Genomic DNA, 18,793 nt, shown 5'->3' on the forward strand with positions numbered 1-18,793 from the left:
GGCGCCCGCCCGGGATCCCGGGCGGGCGCCTTCGCGTGCGGGCGGACGTGCTATCCGACGCGGTCCGCCATCTGCTCACCGGCCCGGCCCTCCGGCACGGCCAGGTGGTCCGCCCGCGCGTCCGGGTCCGTCAGCCGGTTCAGCCTGGCCGGTACGTCGAAGCCGACCAGCAGCACCACGATCACCGTGCCCGCGAAGGTCAGCACCGCCAGGGCCTGCCCCAGATCCATCCCGGACGCCAGATGCGCCCCGAGCACCGGGGCCACCGCCCCGCCGAGCGCGCCCACGTTGTACGTGAAGCCGAGCGCGGCCCCGCGGCTCGCCGTCGGGAAATGGCCGCCGATGTACCGCGGGAGCAGCCCGGAGATGCCGAAGCTGGTGGCCTGCAGCAGGAACAGCAGACAGCCGAGCAGCAGCAGGTTGTCCTTCACCGCGAACACCGGGTAGACGAAGGCCAGCGAGGCCAGCAGCGTCAGCGCGTACGCCTTCTTCGCACCGATCCGGTCGCCGAGGAAGCCCGCACCCCAGCAGCCCACCATGGTGCCGAAGCCCGCGAAGTACAGGACGTCGGTCACCTGGCCCGTCGTGTAGCCCAGGTCGGTCTTCAGATAGGTGGGCAGCAGCGCCTGGATGGGCCAGGAGTACAGGAACGCGAAGAACAGCGTCACGATCATCGAGACGTACAGCAGCCAGCCGCGCTTACCACCCAGCTGCACGGCGAGCGCCACCAGGGCGAGGCCCGCGACCACCGACAGCACCGGCACCAGGCCCTCGCCGCCCGGGGTGAACACCAGGAAGAGGGCGAGCGTGGCGGCCACGATCAGGACGGTGTTCGTCACGGCCAGCCGCGACGTCCGGAACAGCGGCCTGAAGGGGTTCGGCTTCGCGCCCTGGTCCGCGACGTCCGCCGTCCACTCCTCGGCCTCCGGCAGGGCCCGGCGCATCCACAGCGCCACCGCGATCGGGATCAGGCCCAGGTAGAACATCCAGCGCCAGCCCAGCGAGGGGACCACCCAGTCGTAGACCTGCGCGGCGAGGACCGAACCGACGGAGAAGCCGGAGATCAGGAAGCCGCTGGCCCGGCTGCGCAGCCGGGCGGGCCAGCTCTCCATGACGTACGTGGCGCTGGCGCCGTACTCACCGGCCATGCCCATGCCGATGGCGAGCCGGGCCGCGAAGAGGCTGTGGTAGTTCCAGGCGAACCCGCAGGCGAAGGTGCCCAGCGAGTAGAGCAGGATGCTCAGCACCATGGAGAGCTTGCGGCCGTACCGGTCGCCGATGGCGCCCAGGACCGCGCCGCCCAGCCACCGGGTGATGAAGGCACCGGAGACCAGGCTGGCGGCCTGCACCGTGCTCAGCCCGAAGTCGTCACTGATCTCGGTGAGGACGAGCGTGATCAGGACGAAGTCGAACCCGTCGAGGACGTAACCGATCCAGGCGGCGAAGAAGGACTTCCACTGCGTACCGCTCACCTCGCGGTACCAGGGGAGCGTGGGGGGTGTTTTCTGCACGGTGCGCTCCATGGTGCGGGACGGCGTCGCGTCGGCGGGGCGCCGTCCCGCTGGGTGAGGGCTGCTCAGGGCCGGGCGAGGCCGGCGACGAAGCGGGCGGTCAGGGCGGTGGGTGCGGTGATGGCCGTGCCGACCACGACGCTGTGGGCGCCGCGGGCGAGAGCCTCGGCAGCCTCCTCGGGGGTATTGATACGGCCTTCGGCGACCACCGGTACAGAGATCGCGGCCGAGAGAGATGTCACAAGGCCGAGGTCGGGGCCCGTCTGCTTCGGGGTCCCCGGCACATATCCGGACAGGGTGGTCGAGACGAAGTCCGCCCCCAGCTCGGCGGCGGCGATCCCCTCGGCGAGCGTGGAGACGTCCGCCATGACGAGGGCGCCCGCCGCGTGCACGGCGGTGACCAGCTCGGCGAACGTGGAGCCGTCGGGGCGCGGCCGGTCGGTGGCGTCGGCGGCGACGACGGCCGCGCCGGCCTCGACGATCGCCAGGGCGTGCCGGACGGTCGGGGTGATGTAGACCCCGGTGTCGCCGTCCTTCCACAGGCCGATGACCGGGAGGTCCACCGCCCCGGTGATCGCGGCGACGACCTCCGGCTCGTTGGCGCGGATCGCGGAACCGCCGCCGGCCACGGCCGAGAGGGCGAGGCGTACGAGGGTGGCGGTCTCGCGCATCGGGTCGCCGGGAGGCGCCTGGCAGGAGACGATCAGCCGGCCCTTCAGGGTGTCGGCCAAGTCCTGTGCGGTCATCGGAGAGCTCCCGGGTGATGGAGGGGAAGAGTGCTGGTCAGGGCCGCGGCGCCCAGTACGGCGGCGTCGTGGCCGAAGAGCGGGGGCTCGGGGAGGAGCCCGCGCAGCGGTGGCATCAGCTCGGCGGTGAAGGCGGCGGCCAGGGCGTCGCCGTACAGCGCGCCGATCCGCGGGACCCCGCCGCCGACGACGACCCGGTCGGGGCCGAGCGCGTTGGCGAGGCCGCCGAGGACCCGTCCGGCCGCCGCCGCCCCGGTGGTGATGGCGTGTACGGCGGCCTCCTCGCCCTCGGCGGCGCGGGCGACCACCGTTTCGAGCCGGTCCACCGGGGTGCCGGTGAGCCGTCCGTGGTGGGCGGTGATGCCGGGCCCGGAGGCGATGACCTCCAGGTGCCCGGTGGCCCCGCAGGTGCAGGGCAGTCCGGCCGCCTCCGCGCTGGGCAGGTGGCCGAGGTGGCCCGCGATCCCGGATGCGCCGTGCAGCATCCGGCCGTCGACGGCGAGCGCGCCGCCCACGCCCGTGCCGACGGCCGCGAACAGCAGCGAACCCTGGCCGGCCGGCAGCGCGGCCAGCTCCGGCCCCGCCGTGGCCCGTACGTCGTTGTCGCAGGCCACCGGGAGACCCGTACGGTCCGCGAGTCCGGCGCCGAGCGCGGTGCCGGCCCAGCCGCTGATGGAGTCGGTGGCGCTGGTGACCATGCCGCTGCGGGGGTCGACGACCCCGGCGGCCGCGATGCCGAGCGCCGTGGCCAGGCCGCCCGGGTCCACCTCGGCCGCCGCCGCGGCGAGCGCGTCGAGCACCGCCCCGGCGCCGTCACGGGCCGGGGTGGGCCGGGTGTGCCGGGCCAGCACCGTGCCGTCGGCGGCGAAGAGCGCGGCCGCGATCTTCGTGCCGCCGAGGTCGAGGCCGATCACCACGGCCCCGGTCGCCTGCCCGCTCATCGGACCGGCGGCAGACCGGCGGCGCGCAGCCGCTCACCGATCAGCGCGACGGACTCGTCGGACAGCTGGATCTGCGGGAAGACGGTGGCGCCGTCGTCGATGACGCCGAGCAGCCGCAGCGCGTGCTTGAAGGAGCCCAGCGCAGAGGAGCTGCGGCCCATGTCCTGCTCGGGGCCGACGTCGACCATGGCGAAGAGCTCGACGAGACGCTCCTGCTCCCGGGCGGCGAGGTCCCAGTCGCCGGCGCGCGCGGCGTCGTACAGCCGGACGTAACCGGCCGGGTCCACGTTGCCGATGCCGGGCACGACACCGTCGGCCCCGGCCAGCAGCGCCGCGTCCACGGTGAGTTCGGAACCGGTCAGCACGCTGAAGTGCGGCACCGGGCCGTCGGCGCGGCCCTCGCGCCCGCCGAGCTCCACGATCAGCCGGCGCAGCCCGCCCTCGTCGCCGCTGCTGTCCTTGAGGCCGGCGAGGGTGCCGTCCTCGGCGAGCTCGCGCACCAGGGCGGCGGAGAGCTTGGAGTGCACGGCGACCGGGATGTCGTAGGCGAAGAGCGGCAGATCGACGGCGGCGCGCAGCGCGCGGAAGTGCGCGGCGATCTCCTTCGGGTGCGTACGGGTGTAGAAGGGCGCGGTCGCCACGAGGGCGTCCGCGCCGAGCTCCGCCGCGGTCCGGGCGTGCTGCACGACCCGGGCGGTCGTCGTGTCGATGACCCCGGCGAGGACCGGGACCCGGCCCGCGGCGGCGGTGACGACGGTCCTCAGCGCGGTGGCGCGCTGGTCGTCGGTCAGGTAGGCGACCTCGCTGGTGGAACCGAGGGCGAAGAGTCCGTGCACGCCGCCGTCGACGAGGTGGCCGACGAGCCGGGTCAGGGAGGCGGTGTCGACCTCCCCGAGGCCGTCGAGCGGGGTGCAGACCGGCGGTACGACGCCGTGCAGCGGTGCGGTCAAGGACATGGTGTGGGGCTCCAGCTCGTTCGGAACGCGCCCGCCGCCCGGAGGGGAGACGAGCCCGAGACATGAGACGTAAGATGTCCTATGTCTGGACTCACCTTAAACAGATGCACCGGCGGCCGGTCAAGAGGTACCGGAGGCCGGCGACACCGCAGGAGGACCGTTGTGGCCCGCCCCACCATGGCTCAGGACATCGAACGAAGGATCAAGGAACTGATCCTCGAACGCAGGCTCGGACCGGGCGATCCGCTGCCCACGGAGGCCGAGCTGATGGAGCTGTTCGCGGCCGGACGCGTCTCGGTGCGCGAGGCGCTCAAAGCACTCCAGGCCATGAACGTCGTCGAGATCCGCCGGGGCTTCGGGACCTTCGTCGGCTCCCTCTCCCTGTCCCCCTTCGCCGAGGGGCTGGCCTTCCGGGCCGCCGTCCGGCACGGGCAGGGGGAGCCGGGCCTGCTGGAGCTGATGAAGGTGCGCGAGGCGCTGGAGACAGGACTGGTCGGCGCCGTCACCGCCGGGGTGCCCGCGGAGGACCTGGCCGTGCTGCGGGCCCTCGTCGGGACCATGGAGACCGAGGCCGCGCAGGGCGGCCGGGTGGCCCGCGCCACCGACCGCGCCTTCCACCTCGCGCTCTACGCCTCCCTCGACAACCACCTGCTCAGCGAGGTGCTGGACGCGTTCTGGGCGGCCATGGACCGGGTGCGCGAGGACGTCGACGACGGCCACCAGGACCCCGCCGTCACCTGCGCCCAGCACCACGAGATCGTCGAGGCGGTCGCGGCGGCCGACGGCGCCCGTGCGGTACGCGCGATGCGCACCCACTTCGACGGCATCCGCCACCGCCTGGAACCGCAGCGGGCCGGGGCGGGCGCCTGACCTCCGGGCCCGGCCGGCCGGCCGCTCAGCCGCCGCCCTCGTCCCCGTACAGATAGCTGGTCGTCCCCGCCAGCGTGGCCCGGCACCACTCCTCCACCCCGGCCTGGTCCAACGCGTCCCAGTCCGGGGTGCGTTCGACCTGCGCCCGGCCGATCCGGCGGCCCAGCTCCACCAGCCGCGCCCCCTCCGGGGTGCGCTCGCGCGCGTACCGCCCGAGCGCCTCGGCGGGTGACGCGGACGCCCGCAGCGACCGCTCCAGGCAGAGCGCGTCCTGGAGCGCCTTCACCGCCCCGCTCGCGGTGTGCGGGCGGGTCACCCCGGCCGCGTCCCCCGCCAGCAGGAACGGCGGGTCCGCCGCGACCGGCGCGTGCAGGTCGGTGACGGGGTGGCAGGTCATCGCGGTGTGCTCGCCCCGGGCCACGATCTCGGCCCACTCCGCGGGGAAGTGCTGCTCGGCGATCCGCCGTACGTACGCCACGTCGGGGGCGCCGGGGCCGCACGGCCGCGCGTAGACCGCGTACGCGAGCAGGTGGTCCCGCTCCCCGTCCCCCTCGGTGTCCCCGCGCGGGATCAGATAGAAGATGCCGTGCCCGCCCCGGAACCCGAGGGTGACCCAGGACTCCCGCAGCAGTTCCAGCGGCCGCCGGTGACCGGTGAGCGCGCTCATCGGCAGGGTGCCCCGCCACACCGCGTACCCGGCGGGGGAGGGGCGCAGGTCCGGGGCGAGGAGGCCCCGGGTGAGCGACCGGTGCCCGTCCGCGCCCACGACGACGTCGTACTCCTCGGCGCCGCCCTCCGTACGGACGACGGCGCGCCCTCCCTCCGCCCGTCCGACGGACACGACCGGGTGCCCCCGGTGGTACCGCACCGCGGGCGAGGAGCCCGCACTCCGCCGCAACGCCTGCCACAGCAGGCCCCAGTTGCAGGCGGTGACCGGGCCGGACTGCCGGGCGAACTCGCGGGCCGACCGGCTCCCCGCCGCCCGGGTCACCCACACCCGCGTGGCCACCGGAACCGTCGGCATCGCCGCGTCCAGATAGCCGACGGCGGTCAACTCCCCGTGCAGGGACGGCGGGAGCACGATCCCCAGGCCCCTGCCGCGCAGCTCACCGGCACTGCGCTCGTACACGGTGACCTCGGCGCCCGCCCGGGCGCCCGCCACCGCCATCGCGCAGCCCGCGATGCTGCCCCCGACCACACCCATACGTAAGCGCGTCACCGCCACACCGCCACCGCCCGTCCAGTCGCCCGGGGTTCCCCGCCGGATGCTGCCACCACCATCCTGGCAGCCCGGCGGCCTGGCGGGCGGTGGTGACGCGACGGCGTGAGCCCCTGACCGTCACGGGGACGGGCAGGGGCCCACCCCCGGCGACGTACGGTTACGGTGTGACGGTCACCGTCCGGCTGCCCGAGGCCTGCTTGCCGTCGGCCCTGTAGGTCGCGGTGAGCTTGACGTCCCCGGAGGCACCCGCCGGGATCGTCACCGGGACCTTGATGTTGGCGCCCTCACCCGGCCTCGTCGCCGGGAACGCCACCTGCTTCGTCGTCCAGCCGCCCGGCACCGTCAGGTCCAGCGTCCCCGCGCTGCGGGTCACGTCCATCCGGTTGACGACCCGGACCGTGACCTCGGTGGTGGTCCCCGCCTTCAGCGTGGCCGGCGGGGTGATGGTGATGTCCGCACAGGTGCCGCCGAGCCACTTCAGGTCGAAGGAGGAGTACGTGATGGCGTCGACGCCCCCGCGCTCGTACAGCAGCCCGAGCCGGCCGTCGGGCAGCCGCGTCAGCGTCGAGTACGCGGCGCTCCCGGCGTTGACGACCTTCCGGATCGGCCAGGTCTTCCCGTTGTCGCAGGACATCTTCACGGTGAGGTTGCTCCGCGAGGACGTGCTCTCGGTGTTGCTGAACAGCAGCCACGAGGACTGCGGGTCGGAGGCGGCGGCGTCCGGGGCGTAGCGGATGACCGAGCCGTTGTTCGCCGGGTCGGGCAGATTGGTGTCCTGGGTGAACGGTGTGTAGGTGACGCCGCCGTCCGTGGAGTAGGCGATCGTACGGTAGGGCGCGGAACGGTTGTTGAGCATGATGCGGCCGTCGTTCAGCTCGACCGTCTTGTTCTCGTCACCGCCCGGCCCGACCGGGGTGCCCGTCTTCCAGGTCGCCCCGTGGTCGTCGCTGTAGGCGCTGACCGCGTAGTTGGCCCCGTTGTTGCGGATCGCGTACTGCTGGATCAGCCGCCCCTTGTACGTGCCGTTGCGCAGCTGGATGCCCTGGCCGGAGGCGGCGAACATCCCGGCCCAGGCCGGGTTCTTGATCTGGCCGGTGATCCGGCGGTGGGTCCAGGTCAGCCCGTCGTCGTCGGAGTAGCTGTAGTCGGCCTGGAGGACGTCCGGGTCGCTCTCGTCGTTGCCGGTGGCCGAGCCGAAGAAGCCCTGGTTCACGGAGGCCGCGTAGAAGACGAAGATGCGGCCGGTGGTGGTGTCCGTGAGCAGGCTCGGGTCGCCGAAGCCCTTGGGGGCGGCCTCCTTGCGGACGACCTGCTGGGTCTGCCAGGTGGCGCCGCCGTCGGTGCTGCGGCGCAGCACGACGCCGAGGTTGCCGGGCAGGTCCCCGAGCGTGGGACGGGCGTCGTAGGCGGCGAGCAGGGTGCCCTTGACGGAGGTGGTCAGCGCGGGGATGCGGTAGTACGGGGATCCGACGCCCGCGGTGGCGATGTCCTGCGAGGTCAGTTCACCGGCGGCCGCCGCGACGGTGGGGGCGCCCTGGGCGGTGCCGGCCGCTGTGGCCACCATGACGGCGGCGGACAGCAGGGCGAGGGTGACTCTGCGCTGCATGAACGGTCTCTCTTCTCGTGAGGGGGAGAGCTGCGGAGATGGAGCGGGGCGCACGGCGTGAGGCCGGCGCGTCAGGGGACGGAAAGGGTGCACACCCGGCTGCCGCTGTCGAAGATCTGCAGATCCCTGATCATCTTCAGGGCGATCCGGTGGTGCCCCCGCTCGTTGGGGTGGAGTCCGTCGCTGAGCAGGGAGAGGGGGACCTGGCCGCCGTTGCCGGTCAGCCAGTCGTCGTAGTGGTCGACGAAGACCACGTTCTGCTGCGCGGCCACCTCGCCCATGACCCGGGCGTAGTCCGGGAGGGCCACCCGGCCGGGCCAGGTGGCCGGGTCGACCGGGTTCGGTGACTGGAGGACCGGCACCGGTGACCCGGGCAGCGCGCGCACCGAGCCGACCAGCGAGACGAGGTTGGCCCGGTACTTCTCCAGGCCGAGCCCCGCGGTCGCGATGTCGTTGGTCCCGATCATGATCGAGACGACCTTCGGCGAGAAGGCGGTGACCCGCTCGGCGAAGGAGGCGGTGAGCTCGGCGCTCGTGGCGCCGCTCACCCCCGAATCGATCACGAAGTCCCGGTTCTTGGGCTTGCCCAGCTCCCAGCGGACGCGTTCGGTCCAGTGCTCGGGGTAGCTGCGCCAGCCGTGGGTGTGCAGGGCGCCGTGGGTGATGCTGTCGCCGGTGAACAGCCAGGTGGCGGGGGTGTCGCTGTTGAGGATCGTGGAGATCCGGCCGTGGTCGGCCACCTCGGGGCGCGGACACTGCGCGACCAGCTCGCCCGCGTCGAGCACCCGGTCCCAGACCGCCGCCCGCTCGACGGTGCCGGTGAGGAACCACTCGCCGGACGGGTGGTCGCTGTCGCGGTTCGCGCCGAGCGTCAGCGCCGTCAGTCCGGAGACGCTGCCGAAGAAGGGACGGGCCTTCGTCTCGAACACCACCTGGCCGCCCGCGTGGAGGCGGGTGCCGGTGGAGTCGACGGTGACGGCGACGGTGTGCCGGCGCCCGTCGTCATAGCGTGTCCGGGTCATGACATTGACGAGGACGGCACCCCGCTGCCGTACGGAGAACTGCAGGGCTCCGCCACTGAGGTTCAGGGTGAGGTTGGAGGAGGGGACGGCCGGGTCGGAGGCGCTGATCAGCGTCATCGCCTCGTTGTGGCTGGTGGTGCGGAAGGTGACGAGGACCGTTCCCGTGGTGAGCGGGGCCAGGGCCCCCACCCGGGACGACAGATCGACACCTGAGGTGCCGTCGAGATCCACGGCCGTGGTGTGGTCCACCAGCGGGCCGGCCGAAGCGGCGGAGGCACGGCCGGCCAGCGGGCCGGCCAGGGCCGCCGCGCCGGCGGCGAGGAGTGCGGAGCGTCTGCGCACGGAGCTTTCCTCCGGTCAGGAGCGGTCGGCCTGCCCCGACGGCAGGCCGGCGAACAGGGAGCGCACCCAGGCCAGTTGTTCCGCCCGGTGGTGCTCGGCGCCGCCCTCGTGCCCGTTGAACTCGTAGACGCGTACGTCCTTGGGGCCCGCGTAACGGTGGTAGGCCGTGAAGCAGGTGGAGGGCGGGCAGATCTCGTCCATCATCGCGATGGAGAACAGCGCGGGAGCGGTCGCCCGGGTGGCGTGGTGCGCCCCGTCGAAGTACGCCAGGGTGCGGAACACCGACTCGGTGCGGTCGCGGTAGAGCTGCAGGTAGGCGGCGATCTCGGTGTACGGCGGCACCCCGGCGATCCGTGCCGCCCGGGGGATGTTGCACAGGAACGGCACGTCCGGCATCACCCCCGCCAGCCCCGGCACGAGCCCGGACACGGCCAGCGCGATGCCGCCGCCCTGGCTGAACCCGGTCACCACGATGCGCGCGGGGTCAACCTCCGGGTGCTCGCGCATCGCCTCCACGCAGCGGACCGCGTCGGTGAACACCCGCCGGTAGTAGTGGGTTTCGGGGCTCTCGACACCCCGGGTCACGAAGCCCGGCACCGCCCCGGCGGCCCCGGCGTCGGTGTCGGCCGTGACCCCGCCCGCCGCCGACCAGCCCTGGCCCCGGGTGTCCATGATCAGGTGTGCGTATCCGGCGCACGCCCACATCAGCTGCTCGTGCGGGAGCCCCCGGCCACGCCCGTAACCGAGGAACTCCACGACGCAGCCCAGCGGTTCGGTGGCTCCGGCCGGCATGTGCAGCCAGCCGCGCACCGGGCGCCCCCCGTACCCCGGGACGCTCACGTCGTACGTATGCACCTGGGCCAGCCCGGAGTCGATCCGCTTGTAGCGGGGCTTGTCCGGGACGCCGTCGAGAGGCGCCTCGCCCAGGGTGTCCGCCCAGAAGGTGTCGAAGCCGTCGGGCAGCGGGAGCTCGGGGCGGTAGGTGAGGCATTCCGCGAGCGGGAGATCGGCCGACGGCATGGCTGTGCCCTCCTGGGGGACGGGAAGCGACAGGACAGAAGACGTCAGATGTCCTGCTGGCATCCGGACCCTAGGGAGACTTGTGGCCGGGCGTCAAGAGCGCGGCCGTGGCCGGGCCCCCGCCCCGGAGGGCGGGGGCTCAGGAGCGGCCGCCCCCGGTCAGAGCTGGTCGTCCCCGCGCGACCTGGCCTCGGCGATCCGGCGCCTGACCGGCGCGTAGTGCTCGCCGAGGGCCTTCAGGAACGCGGTGACGTCGCCCGCCCGGGCCGCGTCCACGATGTTCTGGTGGGCGGCGATCGTCGCGGTCTCGTCGGCGTGCGTGAAGCCGTCGAGGTGCGGCGCGACGATCGTGTAGACGTCCCAGAAGGCCATCGAGAGCTGGCCGATCAGGGCGTTGCCGAGCGGGGCCACGAGCAGCGCGTGGAAGGTCCGGTCCGCCGCGACGAAGCCGTGGCCGTCGCCCGCACCGGTGGTGCGCATGGTGGCGACCAGGGCGTCCAGCGAGTCGAGCTGCTCGGCGCTGAGCGAGGAGATGATCCGGTCGGCCATGCCGCGCTCGAGGAGTTCGCGTACGTCGACGAGGTCGGCCATCACCTGGAAGTCGTCGTCGGGGGAGAGCAGGCCGCGGAAGGTGAGGCTCTCCACCAGCGCGGACAGGCTCAGCCGGCCGACGTACGTCCCGTGGCCGTGGCGCACCTCGACGATGTCGAGGGCGTCCAGGATCTTGACGGCCTCCCGGACGCTGGACCGGCTCGCGCCGAGCGCCTCGCACAGGGCCGGCTCCGTGGGAAGCGGGTCCCCGGGGCGCAGCCGCTCGTCGAGGATGTAGCGCTTGATGCCCTCGACGACTTCCTGCCTCAACAGGGTGCGACCGGGTCGCGTGCCGGACATATGTGAACTCCCCACCTCTTGACCCCTCTCGATTGTCAAGCTACGTTCCCACGCTATCAAGGCATCAGACATCTGACGTCTGATGCTCGGTGGTTCAGCGCAGTGCTGAGAACCGCCGAAACAGCTGTTCTCCACCCATTCCTCATCCTCAACGTCCCTTGGAGGACCCGTGCCCGAGCTGAGGCCAGCCGGCGTCGAGCGCCGCACCTTCCTGCGTTACACCAGCGCCATCGGGGCGGCCGCCGCCATCACGGCAGGCCTTTCGGCGTGCGGCGGGCCCTCCTCGACCGCCGACGGCGCGGCGGGCAAGAGCGACGGGAACGGCACCATCGAAGCCGGTCTGTCGTACCCCCTGTCGACCGGATTCGACCCGATGATCACGTCGGGTGCCACGCCGTACGCCGCCAACATGCACATCTTCGAGGGCCTGGTCGATCTCGACCCGGCCACCCTCGTGGCGCGTCCCGCGCTCGCCACGGAGATGCCCAAGAAGATCAATGCCACCACCTACCGCGCCACCCTGCGCGACGGCGCGACCTTCCACGACGGCTCCCCGGTCACCGCCGAGGACGTCGTCTTCAGCTTCGAACGCATCCTGGACGAGAAGAACGCGTCGCTGATGGCACAGTTCGTGCCCTTCATCGACACGATCACCGCCGTCGACACCAAGACGGTCGAGTTCAAGCTCAAGTACGCCTTCGCGCTCTTCCCCTCGCGCATCGCCGTCGCCCGGATCGTGCCCAAGAAGATCGTCGAGGCGGACGTGAAGGGATTCGACGCCAAGCCCGTCGGCTCGGGTCCGTACAAGTTCGTCGAGGCCACCCGCGAGGACAAGATCGTCTTCGAGAAGTTCGACGCGTACAACGGCTCCCACCCGGCCAAGGCCAAGAAGATGATCTGGCGCCTGATGTCGGACCAGTCGGCCCGCGTCAGCGCCATGGAGTCCGGCCGCGTCCAGGCCATCGAGGACGTCCCGTACATCGACGTCAAGCGGCTCTCCGCGACGACGAGGACCGAGTCCGTGCAGTCCTTCGGCCTCCTCTTCCTGATGTTCAACACCGCCGACAAGCGGTTCGCCGACAAGCGGGTCCGCCAGGCCCTGCACTACGCGCTGGACACCGAGAAGATCATCTCCACCGCCATGGTCGGCAACGCCGCGGCCGCGACCGGGTACGTCCCCTCGACGCACCCCGATTACCACAAGGCCGCCACCGTCTACACCCACGACGTGGCCAAGGCGAAGAAGCTGCTGGCCGACGCGGGCGTGGGCAAGCTCAAGTTCACCGTCCTGACCACCGACACCGGCTGGGTCAAGGACATCGCCCCGCTCCTCAAGGAGAGCTGGGCCGCGGCCGGTATCGAGGCCACCCTCAACATCGCCCAGTCCCCGGCCCAGTACGCCAAGGTCGACAGCGGCGACTTCGAGGTCCTCGTCGCCCCCGGCGACCCCTCGGTCTTCGGCAACGACGCCGACCTCCTGCTGCGCTGGTTCTACTACGGCTTCTGGCCGGAGAAGCGCTACGGCTGGGCGAAGACCGCCGAGTACAAGAAGGTCAAGCAGCTCCTCGACAAGGCCGCCCAGGCCGCCGACGAGGCCGCCCGCAAGCAGCTGTGGGGCCAGATCACCGACGTCGTCGCCGACGAGGCCGCGCTCTACCCGATCCTCCACCGCAAGCTGCCCACCGCGTGGAGCGAGAAGGCCCTGCCCGGCTTCAAGCCGCTGCCCACCACGGGCCTGTCCTTCGTGGACGTCGGCCGCGCCTGACGCCCACCGGTCCGGGCCGCCCTCCCCGGCGGCCCGGACCCGCCGTCCGCCCAATCGCAAGGAACCCGACGATGGTTGCTTTTCTCCGGCTCGCGCTGCGACGCGTCGCGATGATGCCGGTGATGATCCTCGGCATCGCGCTGCTGGTCTTCGTGGTGCTGCAGTTCTCGCCGGCCGACCCGGCCTTCAATGCGCTCGGTGAGAGCGCCACCCCCGAGGCCCGCGAGGCCTTCGCCGAGGCCAACGGGCTCAACGACCCGCTGCCCGTGCGGTACTTCGACTTCCTCGGCCAGCTCCTCCACTTCGACCTCGGGATGACCGTCCCGCCGAGCCAGCCCGTGATCGACCGGATCACCGCGGCCTTCCCGCTCACCCTCCAGCTCACCTTCCTCGGGCTGGCCCTCGCGATCGTCCTCGCCGTCGTCGGCGGAGTGCTCGGCGCCATGTACCGGGACCGCTGGCCCGACCAGCTCTTCCGGATCCTGTCCATGGCCGGGGTCGCCATCCCCTCGTTCTGGCTCGGTGTCCTGCTCATCCAGCAGTTCGCGCTGAACACCCGGATCTTCCCGACCGGCGGATACACCAACCCGGCCGACTCGTTCGGCGGCTGGCTCACCACCATGGCCCTGCCGGCCGTCTCGCTCGCCGTGCCCGTCGCCGCGTCGCTCGCCCGCCTCGTCCGCACCTCGATGGTCGCCGAACTCGACCGCGACTACGTCCGCACCGCCCAGGGCAACGGCCTCCCGGTCCTCCTGGTGATCCGCTCGGTGCTGCGCAACGCGCTCGTCACCCCGCTCACCGTGCTCGGCGTCAAGGTCGGCTACCTGCTCAGCGGAGCCGTCGTCATCGAGGCGATCTTCGACCTGCCGGGCATGGGCAAGCTCATCCTCGAAGGTGTCACCGGCGGCGACGTAGCCCTGGTCCAGGGCACCGTACTGACCATCGCCATCGCCTTCCTGGTGGTCAACGTCATCGTCGACCTGCTCTACCTGCTGGTCAACCCGCGCATCAGGACGGTGTGACATGTTCGCCACGGGCCGTCTGGCCAAGAAGCTCTCCCGACCCGGCGTCGCCTTCCGCGCCCTCCCGGTCACCTCACGCGTCGCCCTCGGCGTCCTGATCGTCGTCGTCCTCGGCGCCGTACTCGCCCCCCTGCTCACCCAGGACCCGCTGACCACGGGCACCCCCGTACAGGCACCCGGCGGCGACCACTGGTTCGGCACCGACCGCGCGGGACGCGACGTCTTCGCCCGCGTCGTGCACGGATCGCGCTACTCGCTGGTGATCGGCCTCGGCGCGACCGCCGTCGCCCTGGTCGCCGGAGCCCTCCTCGGATCGCTCGCCGCGACCTCGCGCAAGCTCGGCGACGAGTCGGTCATGCGCACCCTCGACGTCGTCATGTCGTTCCCGCCGATCGCCCTCGCGGCCGTCCTGGTCGCCGTCTTCGGCACCAGCATCCCGGTGATCATCTTCACCATCGCCTTCGTCTACACCCCCTCGCTCGCCCGCGTCGTACGCGCCAACGTCCTCGCCCAGTACGGAGAGGACTACGTCGCCGCCGAGAAGGTCATCGGCGCCCGGCGCGGCTACATCGTGCTCCGCCACGTCGCCGTCAACTGCATGGCCCCGGTCATGGTGTTCGCGACCGTCATGGTCGCCGAGGCCATCATCTTCGAGGCCAGCCTCTCCTTCATCGGAGCGGGCGTGCAGGACCCCGACCCCAGCTGGGGCAGCGTCCTCGCCTACGGACGGCAGATCCTCCTGGCCGGCGGCTGGTGGGCCACCTTCTTCCCCGGCCTGGCCCTCCTGATCACCGTCCTCGCGCTCAACATCCTCTCCGAGGGCCTCACCGACGCCTCCGCGGCACCGAAGAGCGCCCGCGCCCACGCCGGGCCCGCCGCCACCACGGCAACGGACCCGGTCGAGGCCGCCTCCACCGTCGACATCGACGCGGCCCTCGGCAAGCTCGCACGGCACATCGAGTCCACCGAGCCCACCATCACCCCGGTACGCGAGGACGCCGACGAACTCCTCGTCGTACGCGACCTCGCCATCCGCTTCCCGGACCGCTACGGCGACATCCCCGTCGTCGACAAGCTGAACTTCACCGTCCACGAGGGCGAGACCCTCGGCCTGGTCGGCGAGTCCGGCTGCGGGAAGTCCATCACCAGCCTCGCCGTCATGGGCCTCCTCGCCCGCAACGCCGAGGTCAGCGGCGAGATCCTCTACCGCGGCCGGGACCTGCTGAAGCTCCCGCCCAAGGAGCGCCGCGCCCTGATGGGCCCGGAGATCGCGATGGTCTACCAGGACGCGCTCTCCTCCCTCAACCCCTCCGTGCTCGTCGGCACCCAGCTGAAGCAGCTGACCTCGCGCGGCGGTACGAAGACCCCGGCCGAACTCCTCGAACTCGTCGGCCTCTCGCCGGAGCGCACCCTGCGCAGCTATCCGCACGAGCTCTCCGGCGGCCAGCGCCAGCGCGTCCTCATCGCCATGGCCCTCTCCCGCAGTCCCCGCCTGCTGATCGCGGACGAGCCGACCACCGCCCTGGACGTCACCGTCCAGGCCCAGGTCGTCGAACTCCTCATCCGGCTGCGCGACGAGCTCGGCTTCGCCATGGTGCTGGTCTCGCACGACCTCGCCCTGGTCGGCGACCTCTCGCACCGGGTCGCCGTCATGTACGCCGGCCGGCTCGCCGAGGTCGGCGACACCCGCTCCGTCCTGACCGACCCCGCCCACCACTACAGCCGCGGCCTCCTCGGCTCCGTCGTCTCCCTGGAGGCGGGCGCCCGACGGCTCCACCAGATCCGCGGCGTCGTCCCCGCGCCGCAGGGCTTCGGCGAGGGATGCCGCTTCGCCGGGCGCTGCGGCGCGGCGACCGAACTCTGCCGCACCACCACCCCCGTACTCAGCGGGCGCGGCACCACGAAGGACCACGGCTTCGCCTGCCACCACCCGGCCGAGGCCGCCGCGAAGAAGCTGGAAGGGAGCGCCCTGTGATCAGGCTCGACGGCGTTCACGTACGCCACAAGGCACGCAGCGGAGGCCTCTTCAGCCGCGACGCCGTGCACGCGCTCACCGACGCCACCCTGGAGGTCAAGCGCGGCGAGATCGTGGGCCTGGTCGGCGAGTCCGGCTGCGGAAAGTCCACCATGGCCCGCGTGCTGACCGGGCTCCAGAAGCCCACCGAGGGCGAGGTCCTCTTCCACGGGCGCGACCTGTGGGAGATGACGGGCGCCGAGCGGCGCAACGACTTCGGCTCGGCCGTCGGCGTCGTCTTCCAGGACCCCTCCACCGCGCTCAACCCGCGCCTCACGGTCCGCCAGATCCTGCGCGACCCGCTGGACGTGCACCGGCGCGGCACCCGCGAGGCCCGTGAGGCCCGCGTCGAGGAGCTGCTCGACCTGGTCGGACTCCCCGGCCACACCCTCGCCGCGCTGCCCGGCCAGCTCTCCGGCGGCCAGCGCCAGCGCGTCGCCATCGCCCGGGCCCTGGCCCTGGAGCCGGAGCTGATCGTCGCGGACGAACCGACCTCCGCGCTCGACGTCTCCGTACGCGCCCAGGTGCTGAACCTCCTCGTCGACCTGCGCGACCGCCTGGGCCTCGGCATGGTGTTCATCTCGCACGACATCCAGACCGTGCGCTACCTCGCCGACCGCATCGCCGTCCTCTACCTCGGCCGCATCGTCGAGGAGGGCCGGGCCGCAGACGTGGCCGGTGCCCCCAGGCACCCGTACACCGAGGCGCTGCTCTCCGCGACGCCCAGCCTGCTGGAGACGACGGACCGCATCGTGCTCACCGGCCCGGTGCCCTCCGCGACCAACCCGCCGCCCGGCTGCCCGTTCAGCACCCGCTGTTGGAAGGCGGACGCCGAGTGCTCCTCGGTCTTCCCGGCCGAGACCTTCGGTCCCGGCGAACACCGCTGGCACTGCGTCCACCCCCAGACCTCCGCGTCCCCCGCCGGGGACCGGACGCCCGTACCGCCCGCAAGGAGCACCGCATGACCGCCACCACCACCTACTCCGGAGTGATCCCTCCCGTCGTCACGCCGCTCACCGCGGACGGCGAGCTGGACAGGGCGTCCCTGGAGCGGGTCGTCGGCCACCTGCTCGACGGGGGTGTCAGCGGACTCTTCGCCCTCGGCAGCTCCGGCGAGACCGCCTATCTGACGCCCGCACAGCAGGACGAGGTCATCAAGGTGATCACCTCGGCCTCCGCGGGACAGGTGCCGGTCCTCGTCGGCGCCATCGAGACCACCACCAACCGGGCCATCGAGCGGGCCCGCGCAGCGGCCGGCCTCGGCGCCGACGCGGTCGTGGCCACCGCCCCCTTCTACACGCGCACCCACGCCACCGAGATCGACCGCCACTTCCGCGACATCGCCGCGGCCGTGGACGTCCCGCTGCTCGCCTACGACGTGCCGGTCTGCGTCCACAGCAAGCTGGACCCGGAGCTGCTGCTACCGCTCGCCGCGGACGGGGTGCTGGCCGGTGTGAAGGACTCCAGCGGGGACGACGGTTCGTTCCGCCGGCTGGCCATCGCGGCACGGGAGCTCCCCGGCTTCTCGGTCCTGACGGGCCATGAGCTGGTCGTCGACGCGATGATGCTGAGCGGCGCCGACGGCTCCGTACCCGGCCTGGGCAATGTGGACCCGCACGGCTACGTACGCCTGCACGAGGCCGCCGTGCGCGGTGACTGGGCCGCCGCCAGGGCCGAACAGGACCGGCTCGTCGGCCTGTTCGACATCGTCACGGCCGCCGCACCCGGCACCGCCTCGGCGACGGCGGCCGGCCTGGGCGCCTTCAAGACGGCCCTGATGCTGCGCGGTGTCATCGCGACCAACGTGATGAGCCCGCCGATGCGCCGCCTGGACGAGGGCGAGACGGCCGCGATCGCGGCGTACCTGGACCGGGCGGGCCTCTCCCGCGCCTGACGCACCGGCCCGGAACAGACGGAAGGGGCCGCCCGGCAGCGCAGTCGCTGCCGGGCGGCCCCTTCCGTGCGTTGCCGGACTAGTTGCGGCGGGTGCGGCGCATGAGCACCGCGCCACCCAGCAGCAGCGCCGCGCTCGCGCCGGCGGCCATCCCGATGTCACCCGCACCGGTCTGCGCCAGCTGCGTGTCGGGCGTGTTCGGGCCGGGGTTGGCCGGGGGCTCGGAGACCGGCGGCTCGACCGGCGGCTTCGAGGTGGGCGGCACGACGGTCGGGGGCTCGACGGTCGGCGGCTCCACCACCGGGGGCTCGACCGGCGGGTGGTGGTGGCCGCTCTCGTTGACGCAGGTGTTGCCGCCCGCCGGGTTCAGCAGGCCGACCACATTGACGCTGTTGCCACAGGCGTTGACCGGGACGTGGACCGGGGCCTGGACCAGGTTGCCGGACAGGACACCGGGCGAACCGACGGCCTTGCCGTCGGCGCTCGCGCCGCCGCCGTGCCCACCGCCGTGCCCGCCGCCGTACGCGTCGTCGCCGTGCCCGTCACCGTACGCATCGTCGTGCTCGTCACCGTGCTGGTCGCCCGAGCTGACGTTCGCACAGGTGTTGCCGAAGGCCGGGTTCAGCAGGGCGATCACATTCACGGTGTTGCCGCAGAGGTTGACCGGAACATGCACCGGAACCTGCACGGCGTTGCCCGAGCCGACACCGGGGGAGTTCGCGGCGACACCGTCGGCCGAGGCGTCGGCGTGGGCGTAGCCGCCCGCAGCGGTCAGGATGCCCGACGCCGCCGCCATGACGATCATGCTTTTATTCAGAACCTGTCGCATTACATGCCCTTCTCCGGGAAATTCGCGTGGGCGGTGACCCTGATGGCGTTCATTCCATCGACGCGGACGAATCCATAACGACGCGGGGGTTGCGGGGGAAACTTGGAGATCGGTGGAAATTGTGTAACCACCCGAAAGGGTC

Annotated in this window: 16 protein-coding genes; 6 read left to right on the forward strand and 10 right to left on the reverse strand. The window is 72.3% G+C overall.

The genetic code is table 11. From position 1 onward, the window contains the following. Nucleotides 1-50: 50 nt before the first annotated feature. Genes JKV81_RS10025 through JKV81_RS10040 form a run of 4 tightly spaced genes read right to left on the reverse strand, consistent with a single transcriptional unit; the run spans nucleotide 51 to nucleotide 4,154 of the window. On the reverse strand, nucleotides 51-1,523 hold the full coding sequence (locus JKV81_RS10025; RefSeq protein ID WP_202075434.1) for a sialate:H+ symport family MFS transporter: 1,473 nt from the start codon (nucleotides 1,521-1,523) through the stop codon (nucleotides 51-53). A gap of 53 nt (nucleotides 1,524-1,576) precedes the next feature. Continuing rightward, nucleotides 1,577-2,257: an N-acetylmannosamine-6-phosphate 2-epimerase gene (locus tag JKV81_RS10030; RefSeq protein ID WP_202075435.1), complete on the reverse strand. Its 681-nt coding sequence runs from the start codon at nucleotides 2,255-2,257 to the stop codon at nucleotides 1,577-1,579. Continuing rightward, entirely contained in the window at nucleotides 2,254-3,198 is a 945-nt protein-coding gene (locus tag JKV81_RS10035) for an ROK family protein (protein WP_202075436.1), read from the reverse strand. The genes JKV81_RS10030 and JKV81_RS10035 overlap by 4 nt, the downstream gene beginning before the upstream one ends. Beyond that, complete coding sequence (locus JKV81_RS10040) at nucleotides 3,195-4,154, reverse strand: dihydrodipicolinate synthase family protein (RefSeq protein ID WP_129266200.1); 960 nt, start codon at nucleotides 4,152-4,154, stop codon at nucleotides 3,195-3,197. Before JKV81_RS10040 ends, JKV81_RS10035 begins: the two co-directional genes overlap by 4 nt. 162 nt (nucleotides 4,155-4,316) lie before the next feature. Here JKV81_RS10040 and JKV81_RS10045 point away from each other — a divergent pair, with 162 nt between their 5' ends. Then, complete coding sequence (locus JKV81_RS10045; protein ID WP_129266201.1) at nucleotides 4,317-5,024, forward strand: FadR/GntR family transcriptional regulator; 708 nt, start codon at nucleotides 4,317-4,319, stop codon at nucleotides 5,022-5,024. Nucleotides 5,025-5,049: 25 nt separating this feature from the next. Here the strand turns inward: JKV81_RS10045 and JKV81_RS10050 are convergent, their stop codons facing one another. The 5 genes from JKV81_RS10050 to JKV81_RS10070 form a co-directional block, all read right to left on the reverse strand. Continuing rightward, a complete protein-coding gene (locus JKV81_RS10050) occupies nucleotides 5,050-6,243 on the reverse strand; it encodes an FAD-dependent monooxygenase (protein WP_307820513.1) in 1,194 nt (397 codons plus the stop codon). Nucleotides 6,244-6,403: 160 nt separating this feature from the next. Continuing rightward, nucleotides 6,404-7,852: a sialidase family protein gene (locus JKV81_RS10055; RefSeq protein WP_202075437.1), complete on the reverse strand. Its 1,449-nt coding sequence runs from the start codon at nucleotides 7,850-7,852 to the stop codon at nucleotides 6,404-6,406. A gap of 71 nt (nucleotides 7,853-7,923) precedes the next feature. Continuing rightward, nucleotides 7,924-9,216 carry a GDSL-type esterase/lipase family protein gene (locus JKV81_RS10060; RefSeq protein ID WP_202075438.1) on the reverse strand — a complete coding sequence of 431 codons (1,293 nt, stop codon included), beginning with the start codon at nucleotides 9,214-9,216 and terminating at the stop codon, nucleotides 7,924-7,926. Between the two features lie 15 nt (nucleotides 9,217-9,231). Next, complete coding sequence (locus tag JKV81_RS10065) at nucleotides 9,232-10,236, reverse strand: acetylxylan esterase (RefSeq protein ID WP_129266205.1); 1,005 nt, start codon at nucleotides 10,234-10,236, stop codon at nucleotides 9,232-9,234. Between the two features lie 159 nt (nucleotides 10,237-10,395). Continuing rightward, on the reverse strand, nucleotides 10,396-11,127 hold the full coding sequence (locus JKV81_RS10070; protein WP_129266206.1) for a FadR/GntR family transcriptional regulator: 732 nt from the start codon (nucleotides 11,125-11,127) through the stop codon (nucleotides 10,396-10,398). Nucleotides 11,128-11,296: 169 nt separating this feature from the next. On the opposite strand from JKV81_RS10070, the gene JKV81_RS10075 reads away from it, so the two are divergent. The 5 genes from JKV81_RS10075 (at nucleotide 11,297) to JKV81_RS10095 (ending at nucleotide 17,822) form a co-directional block, all read left to right on the forward strand. Next, on the forward strand, nucleotides 11,297-12,892 hold the full coding sequence (locus JKV81_RS10075; protein WP_202075439.1) for an ABC transporter substrate-binding protein: 1,596 nt from the start codon (nucleotides 11,297-11,299) through the stop codon (nucleotides 12,890-12,892). Nucleotides 12,893-12,963: 71 nt separating this feature from the next. Next, nucleotides 12,964-13,914: an ABC transporter permease gene (locus tag JKV81_RS10080; RefSeq protein WP_129266208.1), complete on the forward strand. Its 951-nt coding sequence runs from the start codon at nucleotides 12,964-12,966 to the stop codon at nucleotides 13,912-13,914. Nucleotide 13,915: 1 nt separating this feature from the next. Next, entirely contained in the window at nucleotides 13,916-15,889 is a 1,974-nt protein-coding gene (locus tag JKV81_RS10085) for a dipeptide/oligopeptide/nickel ABC transporter permease/ATP-binding protein (RefSeq protein ID WP_202075440.1), read from the forward strand. Next, entirely contained in the window at nucleotides 15,886-16,893 is a 1,008-nt protein-coding gene (locus tag JKV81_RS10090; protein WP_202075441.1) for an oligopeptide/dipeptide ABC transporter ATP-binding protein, read from the forward strand. Before JKV81_RS10085 ends, JKV81_RS10090 begins: the two co-directional genes overlap by 4 nt. Then, nucleotides 16,890-17,822: a dihydrodipicolinate synthase family protein gene (locus JKV81_RS10095; RefSeq protein ID WP_129266211.1), complete on the forward strand. Its 933-nt coding sequence runs from the start codon at nucleotides 16,890-16,892 to the stop codon at nucleotides 17,820-17,822. Before JKV81_RS10090 ends, JKV81_RS10095 begins: the two co-directional genes overlap by 4 nt. Before the next feature lie 79 nt (nucleotides 17,823-17,901). On the opposite strand, the gene JKV81_RS36675 is transcribed toward JKV81_RS10095, so the two are convergent. Then, complete coding sequence (locus JKV81_RS36675; protein ID WP_129266212.1) at nucleotides 17,902-18,651, reverse strand: chaplin; 750 nt, start codon at nucleotides 18,649-18,651, stop codon at nucleotides 17,902-17,904. Between the last annotated feature and the right edge of the window lie 142 nt (nucleotides 18,652-18,793).

Origin of the sequence: Streptomyces silvae, from assembly GCF_016745505.1 — a bacterium.
Taxonomy (GTDB): domain Bacteria; phylum Actinomycetota; class Actinomycetes; order Streptomycetales; family Streptomycetaceae; genus Streptomyces; species Streptomyces silvae.

Excerpts from the sequence above, each read along its gene's own strand:
- JKV81_RS10025 (WP_202075434.1), bottom strand. The coding sequence starts at position 1,523 with ATGGAGCGCACCGTGCAGAAAACACCCCCCACGCTCCCCTGGTACCGC.
- JKV81_RS10030 (WP_202075435.1), bottom strand. The coding sequence starts at position 2,257 with ATGACCGCACAGGACTTGGCCGACACCCTGAAGGGCCGGCTGATCGTC.
- JKV81_RS10035 (WP_202075436.1), bottom strand. The coding sequence starts at position 3,198 with ATGAGCGGGCAGGCGACCGGGGCCGTGGTGATCGGCCTCGACCTCGGC.
- JKV81_RS10040 (WP_129266200.1), bottom strand. The coding sequence starts at position 4,154 with ATGTCCTTGACCGCACCGCTGCACGGCGTCGTACCGCCGGTCTGCACC.
- JKV81_RS10055 (WP_202075437.1), bottom strand. The coding sequence starts at position 7,852 with ATGCAGCGCAGAGTCACCCTCGCCCTGCTGTCCGCCGCCGTCATGGTG.
- JKV81_RS10065 (WP_129266205.1), bottom strand. The coding sequence starts at position 10,236 with ATGCCGTCGGCCGATCTCCCGCTCGCGGAATGCCTCACCTACCGCCCC.
- JKV81_RS10070 (WP_129266206.1), bottom strand. The coding sequence starts at position 11,127 with ATGTCCGGCACGCGACCCGGTCGCACCCTGTTGAGGCAGGAAGTCGTC.
- JKV81_RS10080 (WP_129266208.1), top strand. The coding sequence starts at position 12,964 with ATGGTTGCTTTTCTCCGGCTCGCGCTGCGACGCGTCGCGATGATGCCG.
- JKV81_RS10085 (WP_202075440.1), top strand. The coding sequence starts at position 13,916 with ATGTTCGCCACGGGCCGTCTGGCCAAGAAGCTCTCCCGACCCGGCGTC.
- JKV81_RS10095 (WP_129266211.1), top strand. The coding sequence starts at position 16,890 with ATGACCGCCACCACCACCTACTCCGGAGTGATCCCTCCCGTCGTCACG.
- JKV81_RS36675 (WP_129266212.1), bottom strand. The coding sequence starts at position 18,651 with ATGCGACAGGTTCTGAATAAAAGCATGATCGTCATGGCGGCGGCGTCG.